The sequence below is a fragment of the Candidatus Eisenbacteria bacterium genome (assembly GCA_016867715.1).
GTDB lineage: Bacteria > Orphanbacterota > Orphanbacteria > Orphanbacterales > Orphanbacteraceae > VGIW01.
In genome coordinates this window covers 14201-27259 of record VGIW01000040.1, presented here as the reverse complement: position 1 = coordinate 27259, position 13059 = coordinate 14201, and the positions used below count along the sequence as shown (strand labels likewise).

Below are 13059 nucleotides of genomic sequence, written 5' to 3'. Positions count from 1 at the left end.
CTCCGCGACCCGCGCCTCGAGGTGGCCCAGGTTTCCGTAGCGGTGGATGACCTGCTCCAAGTCCTTCTCGAGCCAGCGCGGCCGGTACCGCCCGGAGCGGAACCAGCTTCCCCCGCTGTGCACCATTAGCCCGCGGATCTCTTTGGTCGTGAGCGCCTCGTTCCCCTCGATCGTGAGCTTCCGGATCGGTGTGGAGGCGAGCGTGCGCGGCTGATACGCCGCGGCGATCCCCGGGAGGAAAAGAAGGAGAAGAAGAAGGCGGAGGATCCGAGACCCGGCCGGTGCGCCCCCGCTGCGCGCCGCGCCCGCGGTTGCGCGCCCCCTTGCCCTGCCGCTTCGCCGGAGAGATAATGCGAGGCAGCGCCGACGCTCGGCGCGCGAGAGGTACTCGGTGCTCCTGATCGTCATCCTTTTCCTCGCCGCTTCGCTCGCCGGTTGCGGATCTCCCCGCGAGGCGGACCGGAGGGATCTCCGGCGCATCTACGCCGCGTCTCTTTGCCAAGCTCCCGGGATGGAGACGACCGAAGAGGAGCGCCTCGCTTTTCGAGAGCTCGTCGAGCGGTACGGAGGCCCGGCGCGCGTCGAATCGCTCATCGCCGAGAGCATGGTCGCCGATCCGGTTTCCTGGCGCGCCTACCTCGACTCGCTCGCTCAGAACCTCCCGTGATGTCGATCCGACAGAAGCTCGTCCGATGCTATCTCGCCCAAGGAGCATCCTTCTTTCGCATCGACCGTCGCCCCTCTTCCATGCGGTTCCTGCCGCCTCGCGACCAGAGCACGCGCGCGCACCGGGCCACCCCGGATGATTCGAGGACGCATCATCGCAAGAGGCGGCCCACGTCGAAGAAGGTGACCGTCACCATCACGAGCAGGATGAAGACGAGGCCGAGCTGCTGGAGCACGAGGCGTTGCTTGACGGAAAGCGGCTTTTTCCGAACCGCCTCGATGCCGAGGAAGAGCATGTGCCCGCCGTCGAGGACGGGGATCGGAAGAAGGTTCAGCATCCCGAGCTGAACCGAGAGGAAGGCGACAAGGGCGAGAAGCGTGTCCGCGCCCCGGCGCGCGCTTTCCCCTGAGATGTGAAAGATCGAGACCGGTCCTCCGACCATGTCCGCGGTCACGCCTCCCGAGAGAAGGACGCGGAGGAAGGCGATCACGTTCCGCATCACCCAAACGGTCTGCCGAACCCCCTCCGCCAGCGCCGCCGCCGCGCCGAGCCGCTCGCGCTCCTGAAGCGGCGCGGCTTGAAGTCTGCCGACTTTGCGGACCGCGCCGGCGGCATCCTCTTCCTCCACTTCATCGAGAACCACCGTCTCCTCGCGCACGGCGCCGTCCCGCTCGAATCGGATCGAGACGGTCTCGCCGGGTTTCTCTTCGACCGTACGGCGGAGATCGGTCCATCCCCCGATCGCGCGCCCGCCGACCTCGAGAATCCGGTCTCCCTTTCGGAGGCCCGCCTTCTCGGCCGGACCGCGCGGAAGCACGTCCCCGAGGACCGCGTCGACGTCCGGCATGATCCCGAACACTTCCTCGCCTCGCACGACGATCGTCGCGGCCACGCGCTCCTCCTCTCGCGCGACGACAAGACGCGTCGGCTCGTCCTTCTTCCCGAGCGCGCGACCGATCTCCTCCCAGCTCCCTACCTCGCGCCCGTTCACCTCGACGATCGTGTCCCCGCCCCGAAGCCCCCCGCGCGCCGCGGGGGAATCGGGGAGAACCTCGCCGATACGGGTCGTGCCGATCCGCTCGATCCCGAAGACATAAAAGAGCAAGGCATACGTGATCACCGCGAGAAGGATATTGGCGACGGGTCCCGCGAGGATCACTCCGGAGCGGACGGGCACGCTCTTCCGATGGAATCGCCACGGCTCGTCGGCCGTCGCCCCCGGCTCCTCCGGATCCTCGCCCGACATCTTCACGTAGCCCCCGAAGGGAATCCACGCGAGCTTGTAAACCGTCTCTCCGCGCACGACGGAGACGATCGCCGGCCCGAAGCCGATCGAGAAGGCCTCGACGCGAATCCCCGCCCTCTTCGCCGCGAGGAAGTGCCCGAGCTCATGAAAGAAGATGAGCACTCCGATCACGAGGATCGGAGCGACGATCGAGGTCAGCATGTCGAGCTCCTCGCTTGCCCGTCCGGCTCCGCGCGCCCCGGGGAAACGCGCGGCTCGAGAAAGGCGCGCGCGGCCCCGCGCGCGGCAGCATCCGCCTGGAAGACGTCTTCCTCGTCCGGGGCCTCCCTCGCGGGGACCCGCTTCATCGTCTCCTCGATCACTGCCGGGATCTCCCGAAACCCGATCGCGCGGGAGAGAAATGTCTCCACCGCGATCTCGTTCGCGGCGTTGAGGACTGTCGGCGCGGTCCCTCCGCGCCTCGCTGCTTCGTACGCGAGCCGGAGACACGGGAAGCGCTCCCGGTCCGGCCGCTCGAAAGTCAAGGGCTTCTGCGCGGTCAGGTCGTACGCGCTCCGCACCGGGAGCCTCTCCGGAAACGAGAGAGCGTAGCGGATCGACCGCCTCATGTCCGTCTCGCCGAGCTCCGCGAGATAGGACCCGTCCTCGAACTCCACAAGCGAGTGAATCACACTTTGCGGGTGAACGACCACATCGATTCGATCCGGAGGGATCCCGAAAAGGTGCATCGCCTCGATCACCTCGAGCCCCTTGTTCATCAGGGTGGCCGAGTCGATCGTGATCTTCTTCCCCATGACCCACGTCGGGTGCGCGAGCGCGTCCTCCACCCGCACGCGATCGAGCTCGTCCGCCCCGAGCCCCCGAAAGGGGCCTCCCGAGGCGGTGAGAACGATCCGGCGAACGCCGCCCGTTCCGCGTCCCGCGAGGCACTGGTGGAGTGCCGCGTGCTCGCTGTCGATCGGGAGGATCTCGGTCCCCGCCTCGCGCGCGCGCCTCATCACGATCTCGCCCGCGGCCACCAGGCTCTCCTTGTTCGCGAGCGCGATTCTTCGAAAGCGCCCGATCGCGGCGAGCGTCGGACGGAGCCCGGCCGCGCCGACGATCGCGTTCACGAGGATCTCACCCCGCGTCCGCTCGACAAGTTCGAGAAGCCCCGCTTCTCCGGCGAAGACCGGCGCTCCCGTTCGGGACGCGGCGCGGAGGGCGTCCTCCTCGCGCGCGAGCGCCGCCCGCTCCGGACGATACCGGGCGATCTGCTCCGCGAGCGACTCGACATCGCTTCCGGCAGCGAGCGCCACGATCAGGAAGCGATCGGGGAACTCGTCCACCACGCGAAGGACGTTCTTCCCGATCGATCCGGTCGAGCCGAGGAGAACGATCCGCGCCGGCTTCATCGTCACACCCCCCCGAACAGCGCGATGCGGAGGTAGAGGTACACGAACGGCGCGGCGAGAAAGATGCTGTCGAACCGGTCGAGCACTCCTCCATGCCCCGGGATGAACGGCCCGGAGTCCTTGACCGCCGCCTCGCGCTTCAACTTCGACTCGACGAGATCCCCCGCCTGCGCGAGCACTCCCGCGCCGAGACCGATCATGAGCGCGTCCCCCGCCCGAAGCTCGTCGACGAACCACGCGCGCGCGGCGAACGCCCCCGCCACGGCGAAGAGAACACCTCCGACAGCGCCTTCGATCGTCTTCTTCGGGCTGATCGAGGGTGCGAGCGGGCGCCGCCCGAACAGCCGCCCCACCGTGTACGCCCCCGTGTCGCACCCCCAGACCGAGAGGAAGAGAAGAAAGACGAACCCCGCGCCGCGCGCGTACTCCTCCGGGATTCCCTCCGCGCGCGGAAGCTCCCGAAGAAGAACGAGGAATCCGGGAAGCAGCGCGGCGTAGAGGAAGACGAAGGACGCGCCCGCCGCCCGCTCGAACGCCGACCCTCCCTTTCGCGCCGGCAGCGAGAGGAGAACGAGCATGAAGAAGACGCACGCGTAGAGAAAGACGCGGTCGAGCCGCCCGAGATAGAGGAGAGCGATCGCCCCCGCAGAGAAGGCGAGAGCGAAGGGGAGAGAGGGACGATCGCCGCGCGCGCCGAGAAGCCGAACCATCTCCCAGGTGCCGAGAAGCGCGACCGCGCCCGTGAAGAGCGCGAAGGGAATCGATCCGGCGCGCGTGATCCACACGAACGGCGGAAGGAACAGGACCGCGGACAGGATGCGAAAGCGGAGCGCTCCCGTCCGCCTACCCCCTTCTCGCGGCGGGGGCGACCCCTCCGAAGCGGCGCTCCCGTTCCTGGTATTCGCGAATGGCACCGTACAAATGCTCCGCCCGGAAATCCGGCCAGTGGACAGGCGTGAAGACGAGCTCCGCGTAGGCGATCTGCCAGAGGTAGAAGTTCGAGATCCGGTGCTCGCCGCTCGTGCGGATGAGGAGATCCGGTTCGGGGAAGGGGTAAGTCGCGAGTTTCTCGCGGAAGCGCTCCGCGTCGATCTCGTCCGAGTGGAGGATCCCCGCCTCGACGTCGCGCGCGAGCGCCGCGGCGGCGTCCACGAGCTCCGCCTGCCCCCCATAGGAGAGAGCGAGCACGAGATCGAGACCGTCGTTTCCGGCGAGCGCTTCGCACGCCTCGCCGAGCGACCGCCGCACGGACGCCGGAAGGTCGCCGAGCCGCCCCACCGCGTGCAGCCGGACCCGGTTCCGATCGAGCTCCGGGACCTCGGCGGGGAGGGTTCTCTCCAAGAGGAGCATGAGCGCGTCTACCTCCTCCCGCGGCCGGCTCCAGTTCTCGATCGAAAACGTGAAGAGGCTGAGCACCTCGATTCCCACGGCGCCCGCCCCTCGCACCACATCGCGCACCGACTCGACCGCCGCGTGATGCCCCGCGATCCGCGGAAGACCTCTCTCCTTCGCCCACCTTCCGTTGCCGTCCATGATGATCGCCACATGACGCGGCACGTTTCCGCGGGAGAGGATCTCCTCTTTCAGCCGCTCGAGCGGCTTGGGTGCTTCCGTCAACTTCGTCTCCGCCTCCGAACCGAGAAGAAGGAGCTCAAACCTCCATGACCTCCTTCTCCTTCCGCTCGATCATCTTGTCGATCTCGTCGATGTTCTTGTTCGTGAGATCCTGGACCTTCTCCAGCTGCTTCTTCCCCTCGTCCTCGGTAACCGCTCCGTCCTTCTCCATCTTCTTCAGACGGTCGTTCGCGTCGCGCCGAATGTTTCGCACCGCAACCTTCGCGTTCTCGCCCATCTTCCGAACGAGCTTCGTTAGCTCGCGCCGCCGTTCCTCCGTGAGCGACGGGATCGGGATGCGGATCAGGTTGCCGTCGCTCGCAGGATTCAAGCCGAGCGGAGACTTCAGGATCGCCTTCTCGATCTCCGGAATCGCGCGCTTGTCGAAAGGCTGGATGACGAGAAGCCGAGGCTCCGGCGCCGCGATGTTCGCGAGCTGCCGCAGAGGTGTCGGAGCCCCGTAGTATTCAACCTTGATCGGATCCAGAAGGGCCGGGTTCGCCTTCCCCGTACGGATTCCCGCGAGCTCCCTCGCGAGCGCCTCCTCCGCCTTCTTCATCCGTTCCGCCGCTTCCTGCATGACATCGCCGCCCATTCAGACCGCCTCCTTCACCGTGGTGCCGATCTCCTCCCCCGCGAGGAGCCGGACGAGGTTGTCTTTCTCCAAGTGGAAAACCACAATCGGAATGGCGTTCTCTCGGCAGAGCGTGACCGCCGTGGCGTCCATCACCTTGAGATCCTGTCTAAGAAAATCGCTATAGCTGATTGTCTTATAACGTGTTGCCGTTGGCGTCCTTTCGGGGTCCGCGCTGTAGATCCCCTCGACCCGCGTGGCCTTCGCGAGGAGCTCCGCGCGGAGCTCCGCCGCTCGAAGCGCCGCCGCTGTGTCCGTCGTGAAGAACGGGTTTCCCGTCCCTCCCGCGAGAAGGACCACCCGCCGCTTCTCGAGATGCCGGATCGCGCGGCGTCGAATGTACGGCTCCGCGAGCGCGTCGACCCGCACGGCGGTCATCACCCGCGTGTCGACCCCGATCCGTTCGAGCGTGTCCTGGAGGGCGAGCGCGTTGATGATCGTCGCGAGCATCCCCATGGAATCCGCGCTCCCGCGATCCATCCCATCCGCCGTCCCCTGAAGCCCCCGATAGATGTTCCCCCCGCCGACCACGAGGCCGAGATCGACGCCTCTTTCGTGAACAGTCTTGATCTGCCCTCCGAGCCACGCGAGGGTCTCGCGATCGATGCCGGCCCGCGAGGTCCCGGCGAGCATCTCCCCGGAAAGCTTGAGAAGAACCCTTCGATACGGACCGGGCGCCACTTCGTTATCCTTCGCCGAGCCCGAAGCGGGCGAACCGGCGAACCCCGATGTTCTCGCCCACCTTCGCGATCATGGCGGTCACGAGATCCCGGACCTTCGTCTTCGGATCGCGGATGAAGGGCTGCTCCAAGAGAACCTGCTCCTCGAAGAACTTCTCGATCCGTCCCTCGACCATCTTCGCGCAGACCGCCGGGGGCTTCCCGGAGGCCGCCGCCTGCGCCTGGTAGATCTCCGTCTCCTTCGCGATCACCTCGGCCGGCACGTCCTCGCGCCGGACCGCGATCGGCGAGGATGCCGCGATGTGCATTGCGATGTCCTTCACGAAGGTCTGGAAATCAGCCGTGCGCGCCACGAAGTCGGTCTCGCAGTTCACCTCGACCAGCACGCCGAGCCGGCCGCCCGGGTGGATGTACGAGAAGATGAGCCCGTCCTTGGTTGCGCGGCCTTCCTTCTTCGCGGCGACCGCCGCTCCGATCTTGCGCAGGTGCTCGACCGCCTTTTCCATGTCGCCGCTCGCCTCGACCAGAGCCTTCTTGCACTCCATCATGCCGGCTCCGGTCCGCTCGCGGAGTTCCTTCACACGTTCAGCGCTGATTGTCATGTTCGCTTCCCTTCCGTCGAGAGGTCGAATGCCGCGGGAACTACGGAGCGCCCGCCGAGCCCGCGTCCGCTCGGGGCGCATGAGCCGCCGGGCGGCTCGGCCCCTGCGGAGCGGCGTCCCGCTCCTTGTCGGCGTGCTGGCGGGATTCGATGATCATGTCCGCGATCCTTTGCGTCACGAGGCGGATCGACCGGATCGCGTCGTCGTTGGCCGGGATCGGGTAATCGATCGGATCGGGATCCGAGTTCGTGTCCACGAGCGCCACCACCGGAATGCCGAGGCGGTTCGCTTCCCGCACGGCGAGGTGCTCCTTCTTCGTGTCGACCACGAAGACGAGCCCCGGAAGCTCGCGCATCTCGACGACTCCCCGAAGGACCTTCTCCAGCTTGTCGGCCCGTTTCTCGAGGCCGAGCGCTTCCTTCTTGGAGAAGAGGGCGAACTTCCCTTCCTCCCGCATGCGCACCAGCTCCTCGTAGTGGTCGGCGCGCTTGCGGATGGTCTGGAAGTTGGTGAGAAGACCGCCGAACCAGCGTTCGTTCACGTAGTACATGCCGGCGCGGCGGGCTTCCTCCGCGACGACCTCTTTCGCCTGACGCTTGGTCCCGACGAAGAGAACCGACCGGCCCGCGCGCACCACCCGCTGAACCGCGGTGCAGGCGTTCGCGATGCAGACGAGGGTCTTCTGAAGATCGAGGATGTAGATTCCGTTCCGTTCGATGAAGATAAAGGGTTTCATCTTCGGGTTCCAGCGGCGCGTCTGGTGGCCGAAGTGGACACCCGCTTCGAGCAGCTCTTTCAACGTGATTTCGGTCAAGGGATCAACGACCTCCGTTCGGTTTGAGCCTCCGCCGCCTTCTTCTCCCCCGTCGCCCCTCAGGGAACCGGACGGGGAATCCGGCGGCGTGTGATTTCTTCTCCGGCTCTAGCGCTTCGAGAACTGGAAGCGCTTCCGGGCGCCGGCCATCCCGTATTTCTTCCGCTCCACCTCGCGCGGGTCCCGCGTCAGGAGCCCTGCGCTCCGGAGAGCCTTCCGCGTCGACCCGTCGAAGTCGACCAGCGCGCGCGCGACGCCGAGCCGAATCGCGCCCGCCTGCCCGGTCGGGCCGCCCCCCCTCACCTCGGCGATCAGGTCGAAGCGTTTCTCGGCCCCGACCGCCTCGAAAGGCTCCTCGACGATCCTCCGGTGCCCGTGGCGCGGGAAGTACTCCGCTATCGGCCGCCCGTTCACGGTTCTCTTCCCGTCGCCGGGAACGATCCGAACGCGGGCCGTCGCCGTCTTTCTCCGGCCGGTCGCATCGATCATCGTGCGTTTGTCCAAAGCTCTCTCCCGCCTCCTTCCGTCGAGTTCTTAAAGAGTAAACGTTTCCGGGGTCTGCGCGCGGTGCGGATGGTCCGCTCCGCGGTACACGTGGAGTTTTCGAAGGAGCTTCCGGCCGAGCCGGTTCTTCGGCAGCATGCCCCGCACCGCCCTCTCCACGATCCACTCCGGGCGCCTCTCCATCCGCGCGCGGAACGAGACGTTCTTCGCTCCGCCGAAGTAGCCGGAGTGGCTGTGGTAGCTCTTCTGCTCCGCCTTCCGCCCGGTCGTGCGCACCTTGGCCGCGTTCACGACGATCACGTAGTCCCCGACGTCGTCATGCGGCGTGAAGAAGGGGGAGTGCTTCCCCCGCAGCCGAAATGCGACCGCCGACGCGAGACGTCCGAGCACGACCCCGTCCGCGTCGATCACGTACCATCGCCGGGGAACGTCTTCCCGGCGGAACATCGTGGTCCGCAAGATCCTGTCCTCCCGTTCTCCGCGCCGATCCGGCGCGCCTCCGTAGTCAAAAGGTATAGTCTAGGGGATTCCGCCCGTTTGTCAACGCAAAATCAACGCTCTAGCCGATCCGTTTCCGGCCCCCGGGCCGACTCTCGAACGGGGGTCTCACGATCCCCCGATCGGTCACGAAGCCGCGGATGAACCGGGCGGGGGTCACGTCAAAGGCCGGATTCCACCCGCGGGCCCCGGGCGGAGCGTTCTCCCCGATCACCTCCTCCTCGGGGCGGAGCTCGATCGGGATCGAACGGCCATCCGGGAGGGTAGGATCGAAGGTCGAGAAGGGGGCGGCCACGAAGAAGGGAACGCCGTGCTCCGACGCCGCGAGGGCGACCGCATACGTCCCCACCTTGTTCGCTGTGTCCCCGTTCGCCGCGATCCGGTCGGCGCCGACGAGGACGAGCCCGATCCGCCCCGACGCGAGGAGCCCAGCCGCCGCTCCGTCGCAGACGACGGTCACCGGGATCCCCGCCTCACGAAGCTCCCACGCGGTGAGCCGCGCCCCCTGCAGAAGAGGCCGGGTTTCGTCGGCGAAGACCTCGAACCGCTTCCCCTTTTCCCACGCGCGGTAGAGGGGCGCGAGCGCGGTCCCGATCCCCGCGGTCGCGAGCGCCCCCGCGTTGCAGTGCGTGAGCACCCCTCCCCCATCCGGAACCAGCGGCTCCCCCGCCTTCCCGATCCGCTCGCAGAGGAGCCGGTCCTCCTCGGCGATCCGATGCGCCTCGGCGAGGAGAACTGTCTGAAGATCCTCGACGCGCGACATCCTCTCTTCTCGCACCCGCTCCTCGCAGCGCGCGAGGGCCCACGCGATGTTCACAGCGGTCGGGCGGGTCTTCTCCAGGCGCGCCCCCGCGCGCGAAAGCGCATCGAGGAACGCCGCGCGGTCGGCCGGGTTCTCGTTTCGTAGCGCGAGCGCAAGCCCATAGGCGGCCGCGACCCCGAGCGCCGGCGCCCCCCGCACGCGAAGCGCGCGGATCGCCTCCTCCACCTCCCCCGTCGTCCGGAGAACCCGAAACGAGACCTCCCTCGGGAGGAGCGTCTGATCGAGGATGCGGATCCCCTCTTCGGTCCATGCGACCGTCCCGGGAAGCTTCATCCACGAACCCCCATCACCTGAACGATCAGGCGCCGCCTTCGCGGGCGGTTGTCGTGGTCGCAGAAGACGATCTGCTGCCAGGTGCCGAGAAGGAGTTTCCCGTCTTCGAAGGGGACCGCGAGGCTTGGCCCGATCCAAGCGGCCCGCACGTGCGAGTATCCGTTCCCGTCCCCCCAGGCGGCGTCGTGGGCGTAAGGGATTGCGCGCGGAACGGCGCGCTCGAGCGCATCGCGAAGATCCTGAACGACCCCCGGTTCGCACTCGATCGTCGTGACGGCTCCCGTCGATCCGGGAACGAACACGATCGCGCTCCCGGCGCGGAGCCCGCTCGCGGCGACGGCGCGCGCGACCTCGTCCGTGATGTCGAGGACGTCGTCCCGCCCCGAGGTCGCCCGCTCGATCCACGAGGTTCGGACTTCCATCGTCTACTCACCCTCCGCAACCAGCTCCCTGAGAACCGCTCGCGTTCGGACGAGGGGCAGGCCGACCACGTTGAAGTAGCATCCTTCGATCCGTGAAACGAAAAGCCCGCCGATCCCCTGCACGCCGTATGCGCCCGCCTTGTCGAGCGGCTCCCGGCTCGCGACATACGCCGCGATCTCCTCCGGCGCGAGATCGCGAAAGAAGACGCGGCTCCTCTCGATTCCGAACGCCGCGCGCCCGCTTCTTGCATCGAGGGCGAAAACCGCGGTCGCGACCTCGTGCGCCGCCGCCGAGAGGAAGCGGAGCATCTCCGCCGCCTCCTGGGCATCGCGCGGCTTCCCGAGGACTCTCCCGGCGCGCGCGACGAGCGTGTCCGCCCCGAGAATCACGGCGCCGGACGCGTGCGGAAGAACCGAACGCGCCTTCGCCTCCGCGTGCCGGAGCGTGATCTCCGCGGCGCTCCCCCCGCTTTCCCCTTCCGCTCCGTCGCTCGGCGGGACGATGCGGAAAGGAACCCCGAGCGCCCGGAGAAGGTCCGCCCGCCTCGGCGACGTCGAGGCGAGCACGATCGGGCCGCCCGTGTCGGGCCAGATTGCCGGAGAGAGCCGTCCCACGCCGTGTCCTTTACGTATCGAGAAGAAAGGTCACCGGGCCGTCGTTCACGAGGCGGACCCGCATCAGGGCGCCGAAGCGGCCCGTCGCGACGCGAAGGCCGAGCCGCTGGAGCTCTCGCTGGAACCGGTCGAAGAGCGGCTCCGCTTTCCCCGGCGGCGCCGCGTGCGAGAGGCTCGGCCGCCGGCCCTTGCGACAATCGCCGTAGAGGGTGAACTGGGAAACCGCGAGCACCTCGCCGGGGCGTTCGAGCGCCGAGATCTCGAAGTGACCCTTCTCCCCCGGGAAGACCCGGAGGTTCGCGCACTTCTCCGCCATCTTCGCGACCCGCTCCTCGGTGTCGTCCGTCCCGATCGCGGCGAGAAGGAGAATCCCCGGCCCGATCGCGCCGACCGTCTCGCCGTCCACGACCACCGACGCCTCGCTCACCCGTTGAAGCACCACGCGCATCGCGCTCCCTCTCTTCCGAAGCCGGCGACCGCCCCTCGCGTCCCGATCGATCGTCCGCCGCCTGAAGAGGAGTCGAGCGCCCCGGCAGGAGATTCTCCGCGAGCTTACGAAGAGGCGAAGGGGGAGTCAAAAGGAAATGCCGAGGAGCTGCCCCTTCCTGCGGGCGCGTTCTTTCCGGGAAGGCGGGTTTCTACTGATTTGCCGGCGAGACGCCGAGGAACGCGCGGGTCATCTCGAGGATGCGCGAAGGGGAGTACGGCTTCGTCATGTAGTCGTCGGCGCCGGCGGCGAACCCGCGCGCCCGGTCCGTCTCGCGTCCCTTGGCGGTGAGCATCACGACACGCGAGGAGCGGAGCGCGGGATCCGACTTGATCGTCCGGCAGACGTCGTAGCCGTCCCGCTTCGGGAGCATGATGTCGAGAAAGACGAGCTCCGGGCGGCACGCGCGGGCGCGTTCGAGCGCCTCCTCTCCGTCGATCGCGGTGACGACCTCGAACCCCTCCCGCTCGAGGAGATAGACGAGCGATTGAAGAATGAAGGGTTCGTCGTCGACCACGAGAATCGGACCGCGCGTCATCGCTCGTCCCCCGGAGGCCGCGATCCGCGGCCGCAGCAGGAAACGCGTGCATCATCCAGCTTAGAGAGGCTCCCCGCTCCCGGCGAAGCTCCGGACCGCTCGATCGGCGTCCTCCGCGCAATCGAAGACTCGATTGAGACGGGTGAGCTCCAGAACCTTCCTCACCTCGTTCGCCGCGCCCGCGAGACGGACATCCCCGCCGCGCGCGCGCGCTTCTTTCATGATGCGGACGAAAACCCCGAGCCCGGAGCTGTCCACGAACTCGAGCTCCGAGAGATCGAGAACGACGCGGCTCTCTCCCGCTCCGTCCCCGCGGCGGAAGAAGGCGTTGAGGTCCTCCACCGCGTCGGCATCGAGAGCGCCCGAAAGGCGCACCACCAAGATCCCCGCCCTCTTTTCCGAACCGATCCTCATGCCGCCTTCTCCTTCGCCGCGGGCGCCCGCACCGGCGGACAGCCCCACGTCTCTCTATCGGCCGCTCCCGAGTTTCGCTTGAGGCAGGATCGCGAGCCACGCTTCGTTCCGCCCCACCCTCTCCTTCTCTCGGCGATAGCTGTGCAAACGATCCGCCGCGCACGCGGTGCAGGCCGGCCGGGGTCCGATCCTCTCCTCGAGGAGACCGGCCGCGAGAAGCCGCGCCCCGGCCGCCTCGAAGAGATCGACATGCGGGCGCCCGCGTCCTCCGGGCCTCGGGCGCGCTCCGATCCCGAGCTTCTCCGCGACCTCCTCCCCAACCTCGTAGCAGCACGGGCCGATCGATGGGCCGATCGCCGCGAGGAGGCGCGTCGGCGCGCTTCCCCCCGCCCGCATCCGCGCCACTGTTTCCTCGATCACGCCCGCAACGAGGCCGCGCCAGCCGGCATGCGCGAGCGCGACCACCGGGCCCTCCGGATCCACCAGATAGACGGGAAGACAATCGGCGGTCCGCACGCGAAGAAGAAGACCCGGGACGTCGGTGAGCGACGCGTCCGCCTCCACCGCGCCCGCCTCGCCCCGGGCCGCCAAGCTCCTCGCATCGACGACCCGCGCCCCGTGCACCTGCCGGAGCCGCACGGCTCGCCGACGCGCGAGCGGCGGCGGGAAGAGCGCGTCGAGTTCCGCCGCTCCGTCCGCCTTCCCTTCAATTGTTTTACCGATGAACAGATGAAAGACCCGATCGGCCCGATCGAGGATTGGGAAGCGCGCGACCGTCCATCCCCGTTCGATCCGGAGCGCGCCCGCGCCTGCCTCTTCCCCGCGTTCCGTCAA

19 protein-coding genes are annotated in these 13059 nt (G+C 67.8%); 1 reads left to right on the top strand and 18 read right to left on the bottom strand.

Annotation, left to right across the window (positions count from 1 at the left end; genetic code table 11):
- Window positions 1–408 (bottom strand): hypothetical protein (locus tag FJY73_08510; GenBank protein MBM3320699.1); only part of this gene is annotated, 408 nt, incomplete at its 3' end.
- On the opposite strand from FJY73_08510, the gene FJY73_08505 reads away from it, so the two are divergent.
- Window positions 392–667: a hypothetical protein gene (locus tag FJY73_08505; protein MBM3320698.1), complete on the top strand. Its 276-nt coding sequence runs from the start codon at window positions 392–394 to the stop codon at window positions 665–667. The genes FJY73_08510 and FJY73_08505 overlap by 17 nt on opposite strands.
- A gap of 151 nt (window positions 668–818) precedes the next feature.
- Here FJY73_08505 and rseP read toward each other — a convergent pair whose 3' ends face one another.
- From rseP to pgeF, 17 genes are all read right to left on the bottom strand, one after another.
- Window positions 819–2114, bottom strand: coding sequence for an RIP metalloprotease RseP (gene rseP / locus FJY73_08500; GenBank protein MBM3320697.1), 1296 nt, complete (start codon window positions 2112–2114; stop codon window positions 819–821).
- Complete coding sequence (locus tag FJY73_08495; GenBank protein MBM3320696.1) at window positions 2108–3307, bottom strand: 1-deoxy-D-xylulose-5-phosphate reductoisomerase; 1200 nt, start codon at window positions 3305–3307, stop codon at window positions 2108–2110. Before FJY73_08495 ends, rseP begins: the two co-directional genes overlap by 7 nt.
- A gap of 2 nt (window positions 3308–3309) precedes the next feature.
- On the bottom strand, window positions 3310–4221 hold the full coding sequence (locus FJY73_08490) for a phosphatidate cytidylyltransferase (protein ID MBM3320695.1): 912 nt from the start codon (window positions 4219–4221) through the stop codon (window positions 3310–3312).
- Complete coding sequence (locus FJY73_08485; GenBank protein ID MBM3320694.1) at window positions 4151–4894, bottom strand: isoprenyl transferase; 744 nt, start codon at window positions 4892–4894, stop codon at window positions 4151–4153. Before FJY73_08485 ends, FJY73_08490 begins: the two co-directional genes overlap by 71 nt.
- 64 nt (window positions 4895–4958) lie before the next feature.
- Entirely contained in the window at window positions 4959–5516 is a 558-nt protein-coding gene (gene frr, locus FJY73_08480) for a ribosome recycling factor (protein MBM3320693.1), read from the bottom strand.
- Window positions 5517–6236, bottom strand: a complete 720-nt coding sequence (locus FJY73_08475; protein MBM3320692.1) for a UMP kinase — start codon at window positions 6234–6236, stop codon at window positions 5517–5519. It abuts the gene before it with no gap.
- Between the two features lie 4 nt (window positions 6237–6240).
- A complete protein-coding gene (gene tsf, locus FJY73_08470; protein MBM3320691.1) occupies window positions 6241–6837 on the bottom strand; it encodes a translation elongation factor Ts in 597 nt (198 codons plus the stop codon).
- A 40-nt stretch (window positions 6838–6877) separates the two neighbouring features.
- On the bottom strand, window positions 6878–7651 hold the full coding sequence (gene rpsB / locus FJY73_08465) for a 30S ribosomal protein S2 (protein ID MBM3320690.1): 774 nt from the start codon (window positions 7649–7651) through the stop codon (window positions 6878–6880).
- Between the two features lie 108 nt (window positions 7652–7759).
- Window positions 7760–8140, bottom strand: coding sequence for a 30S ribosomal protein S9 (rpsI, locus tag FJY73_08460; protein ID MBM3320689.1), 381 nt, complete (start codon window positions 8138–8140; stop codon window positions 7760–7762).
- A gap of 45 nt (window positions 8141–8185) precedes the next feature.
- Window positions 8186–8614: a 50S ribosomal protein L13 gene (rplM, locus tag FJY73_08455; GenBank protein ID MBM3320688.1), complete on the bottom strand. Its 429-nt coding sequence runs from the start codon at window positions 8612–8614 to the stop codon at window positions 8186–8188.
- 100 nt (window positions 8615–8714) lie between these two features.
- The gene (gene mtnA, locus FJY73_08450; protein ID MBM3320687.1) at window positions 8715–9749 is read right to left on the bottom strand and encodes an S-methyl-5-thioribose-1-phosphate isomerase; all 1035 of its coding nucleotides are present in this window, start codon (window positions 9747–9749) and stop codon (window positions 8715–8717) included.
- Window positions 9746–10171 (bottom strand): YjbQ family protein, encoded by a 426-nt coding sequence (locus FJY73_08445; protein ID MBM3320686.1) that lies wholly within the window; start codon window positions 10169–10171, stop codon window positions 9746–9748. The genes mtnA and FJY73_08445 overlap by 4 nt, the downstream gene beginning before the upstream one ends.
- 3 nt (window positions 10172–10174) lie before the next feature.
- The gene (maf, locus tag FJY73_08440) at window positions 10175–10765 is read right to left on the bottom strand and encodes a septum formation protein Maf (GenBank protein ID MBM3320685.1); all 591 of its coding nucleotides are present in this window, start codon (window positions 10763–10765) and stop codon (window positions 10175–10177) included.
- A gap of 31 nt (window positions 10766–10796) precedes the next feature.
- The gene (locus FJY73_08435; protein MBM3320684.1) at window positions 10797–11234 is read right to left on the bottom strand and encodes a D-tyrosyl-tRNA(Tyr) deacylase; all 438 of its coding nucleotides are present in this window, start codon (window positions 11232–11234) and stop codon (window positions 10797–10799) included.
- A gap of 190 nt (window positions 11235–11424) precedes the next feature.
- Window positions 11425–11811: a response regulator gene (locus FJY73_08430; GenBank protein ID MBM3320683.1), complete on the bottom strand. Its 387-nt coding sequence runs from the start codon at window positions 11809–11811 to the stop codon at window positions 11425–11427.
- Between the two features lie 60 nt (window positions 11812–11871).
- Window positions 11872–12225: an STAS domain-containing protein gene (locus FJY73_08425; GenBank protein MBM3320682.1), complete on the bottom strand. Its 354-nt coding sequence runs from the start codon at window positions 12223–12225 to the stop codon at window positions 11872–11874.
- Window positions 12226–12279: 54 nt separating this feature from the next.
- Entirely contained in the window at window positions 12280–13059 is a 780-nt protein-coding gene (gene pgeF, locus FJY73_08420) for a peptidoglycan editing factor PgeF (protein ID MBM3320681.1), read from the bottom strand.

Excerpts from the sequence above, each read along its gene's own strand:
- rseP (MBM3320697.1), bottom strand. The coding sequence starts at position 2,114 with ATGCTGACCTCGATCGTCGCTCCGATCCTCGTGATCGGAGTGCTCATC.
- FJY73_08495 (MBM3320696.1), bottom strand. The coding sequence starts at position 3,307 with ATGAAGCCGGCGCGGATCGTTCTCCTCGGCTCGACCGGATCGATCGGG.
- frr (MBM3320693.1), bottom strand. The coding sequence starts at position 5,516 with ATGGGCGGCGATGTCATGCAGGAAGCGGCGGAACGGATGAAGAAGGCG.
- tsf (MBM3320691.1), bottom strand. The coding sequence starts at position 6,837 with ATGACAATCAGCGCTGAACGTGTGAAGGAACTCCGCGAGCGGACCGGA.
- rpsI (MBM3320689.1), bottom strand. The coding sequence starts at position 8,140 with ATGATCGATGCGACCGGCCGGAGAAAGACGGCGACGGCCCGCGTTCGG.
- mtnA (MBM3320687.1), bottom strand. The coding sequence starts at position 9,749 with ATGAAGCTTCCCGGGACGGTCGCATGGACCGAAGAGGGGATCCGCATC.
- FJY73_08445 (MBM3320686.1), bottom strand. The coding sequence starts at position 10,171 with ATGGAAGTCCGAACCTCGTGGATCGAGCGGGCGACCTCGGGGCGGGAC.
- FJY73_08435 (MBM3320684.1), bottom strand. The coding sequence starts at position 11,234 with ATGCGCGTGGTGCTTCAACGGGTGAGCGAGGCGTCGGTGGTCGTGGAC.
- FJY73_08430 (MBM3320683.1), bottom strand. The coding sequence starts at position 11,811 with ATGACGCGCGGTCCGATTCTCGTGGTCGACGACGAACCCTTCATTCTT.
- FJY73_08425 (MBM3320682.1), bottom strand. The coding sequence starts at position 12,225 with ATGAGGATCGGTTCGGAAAAGAGGGCGGGGATCTTGGTGGTGCGCCTT.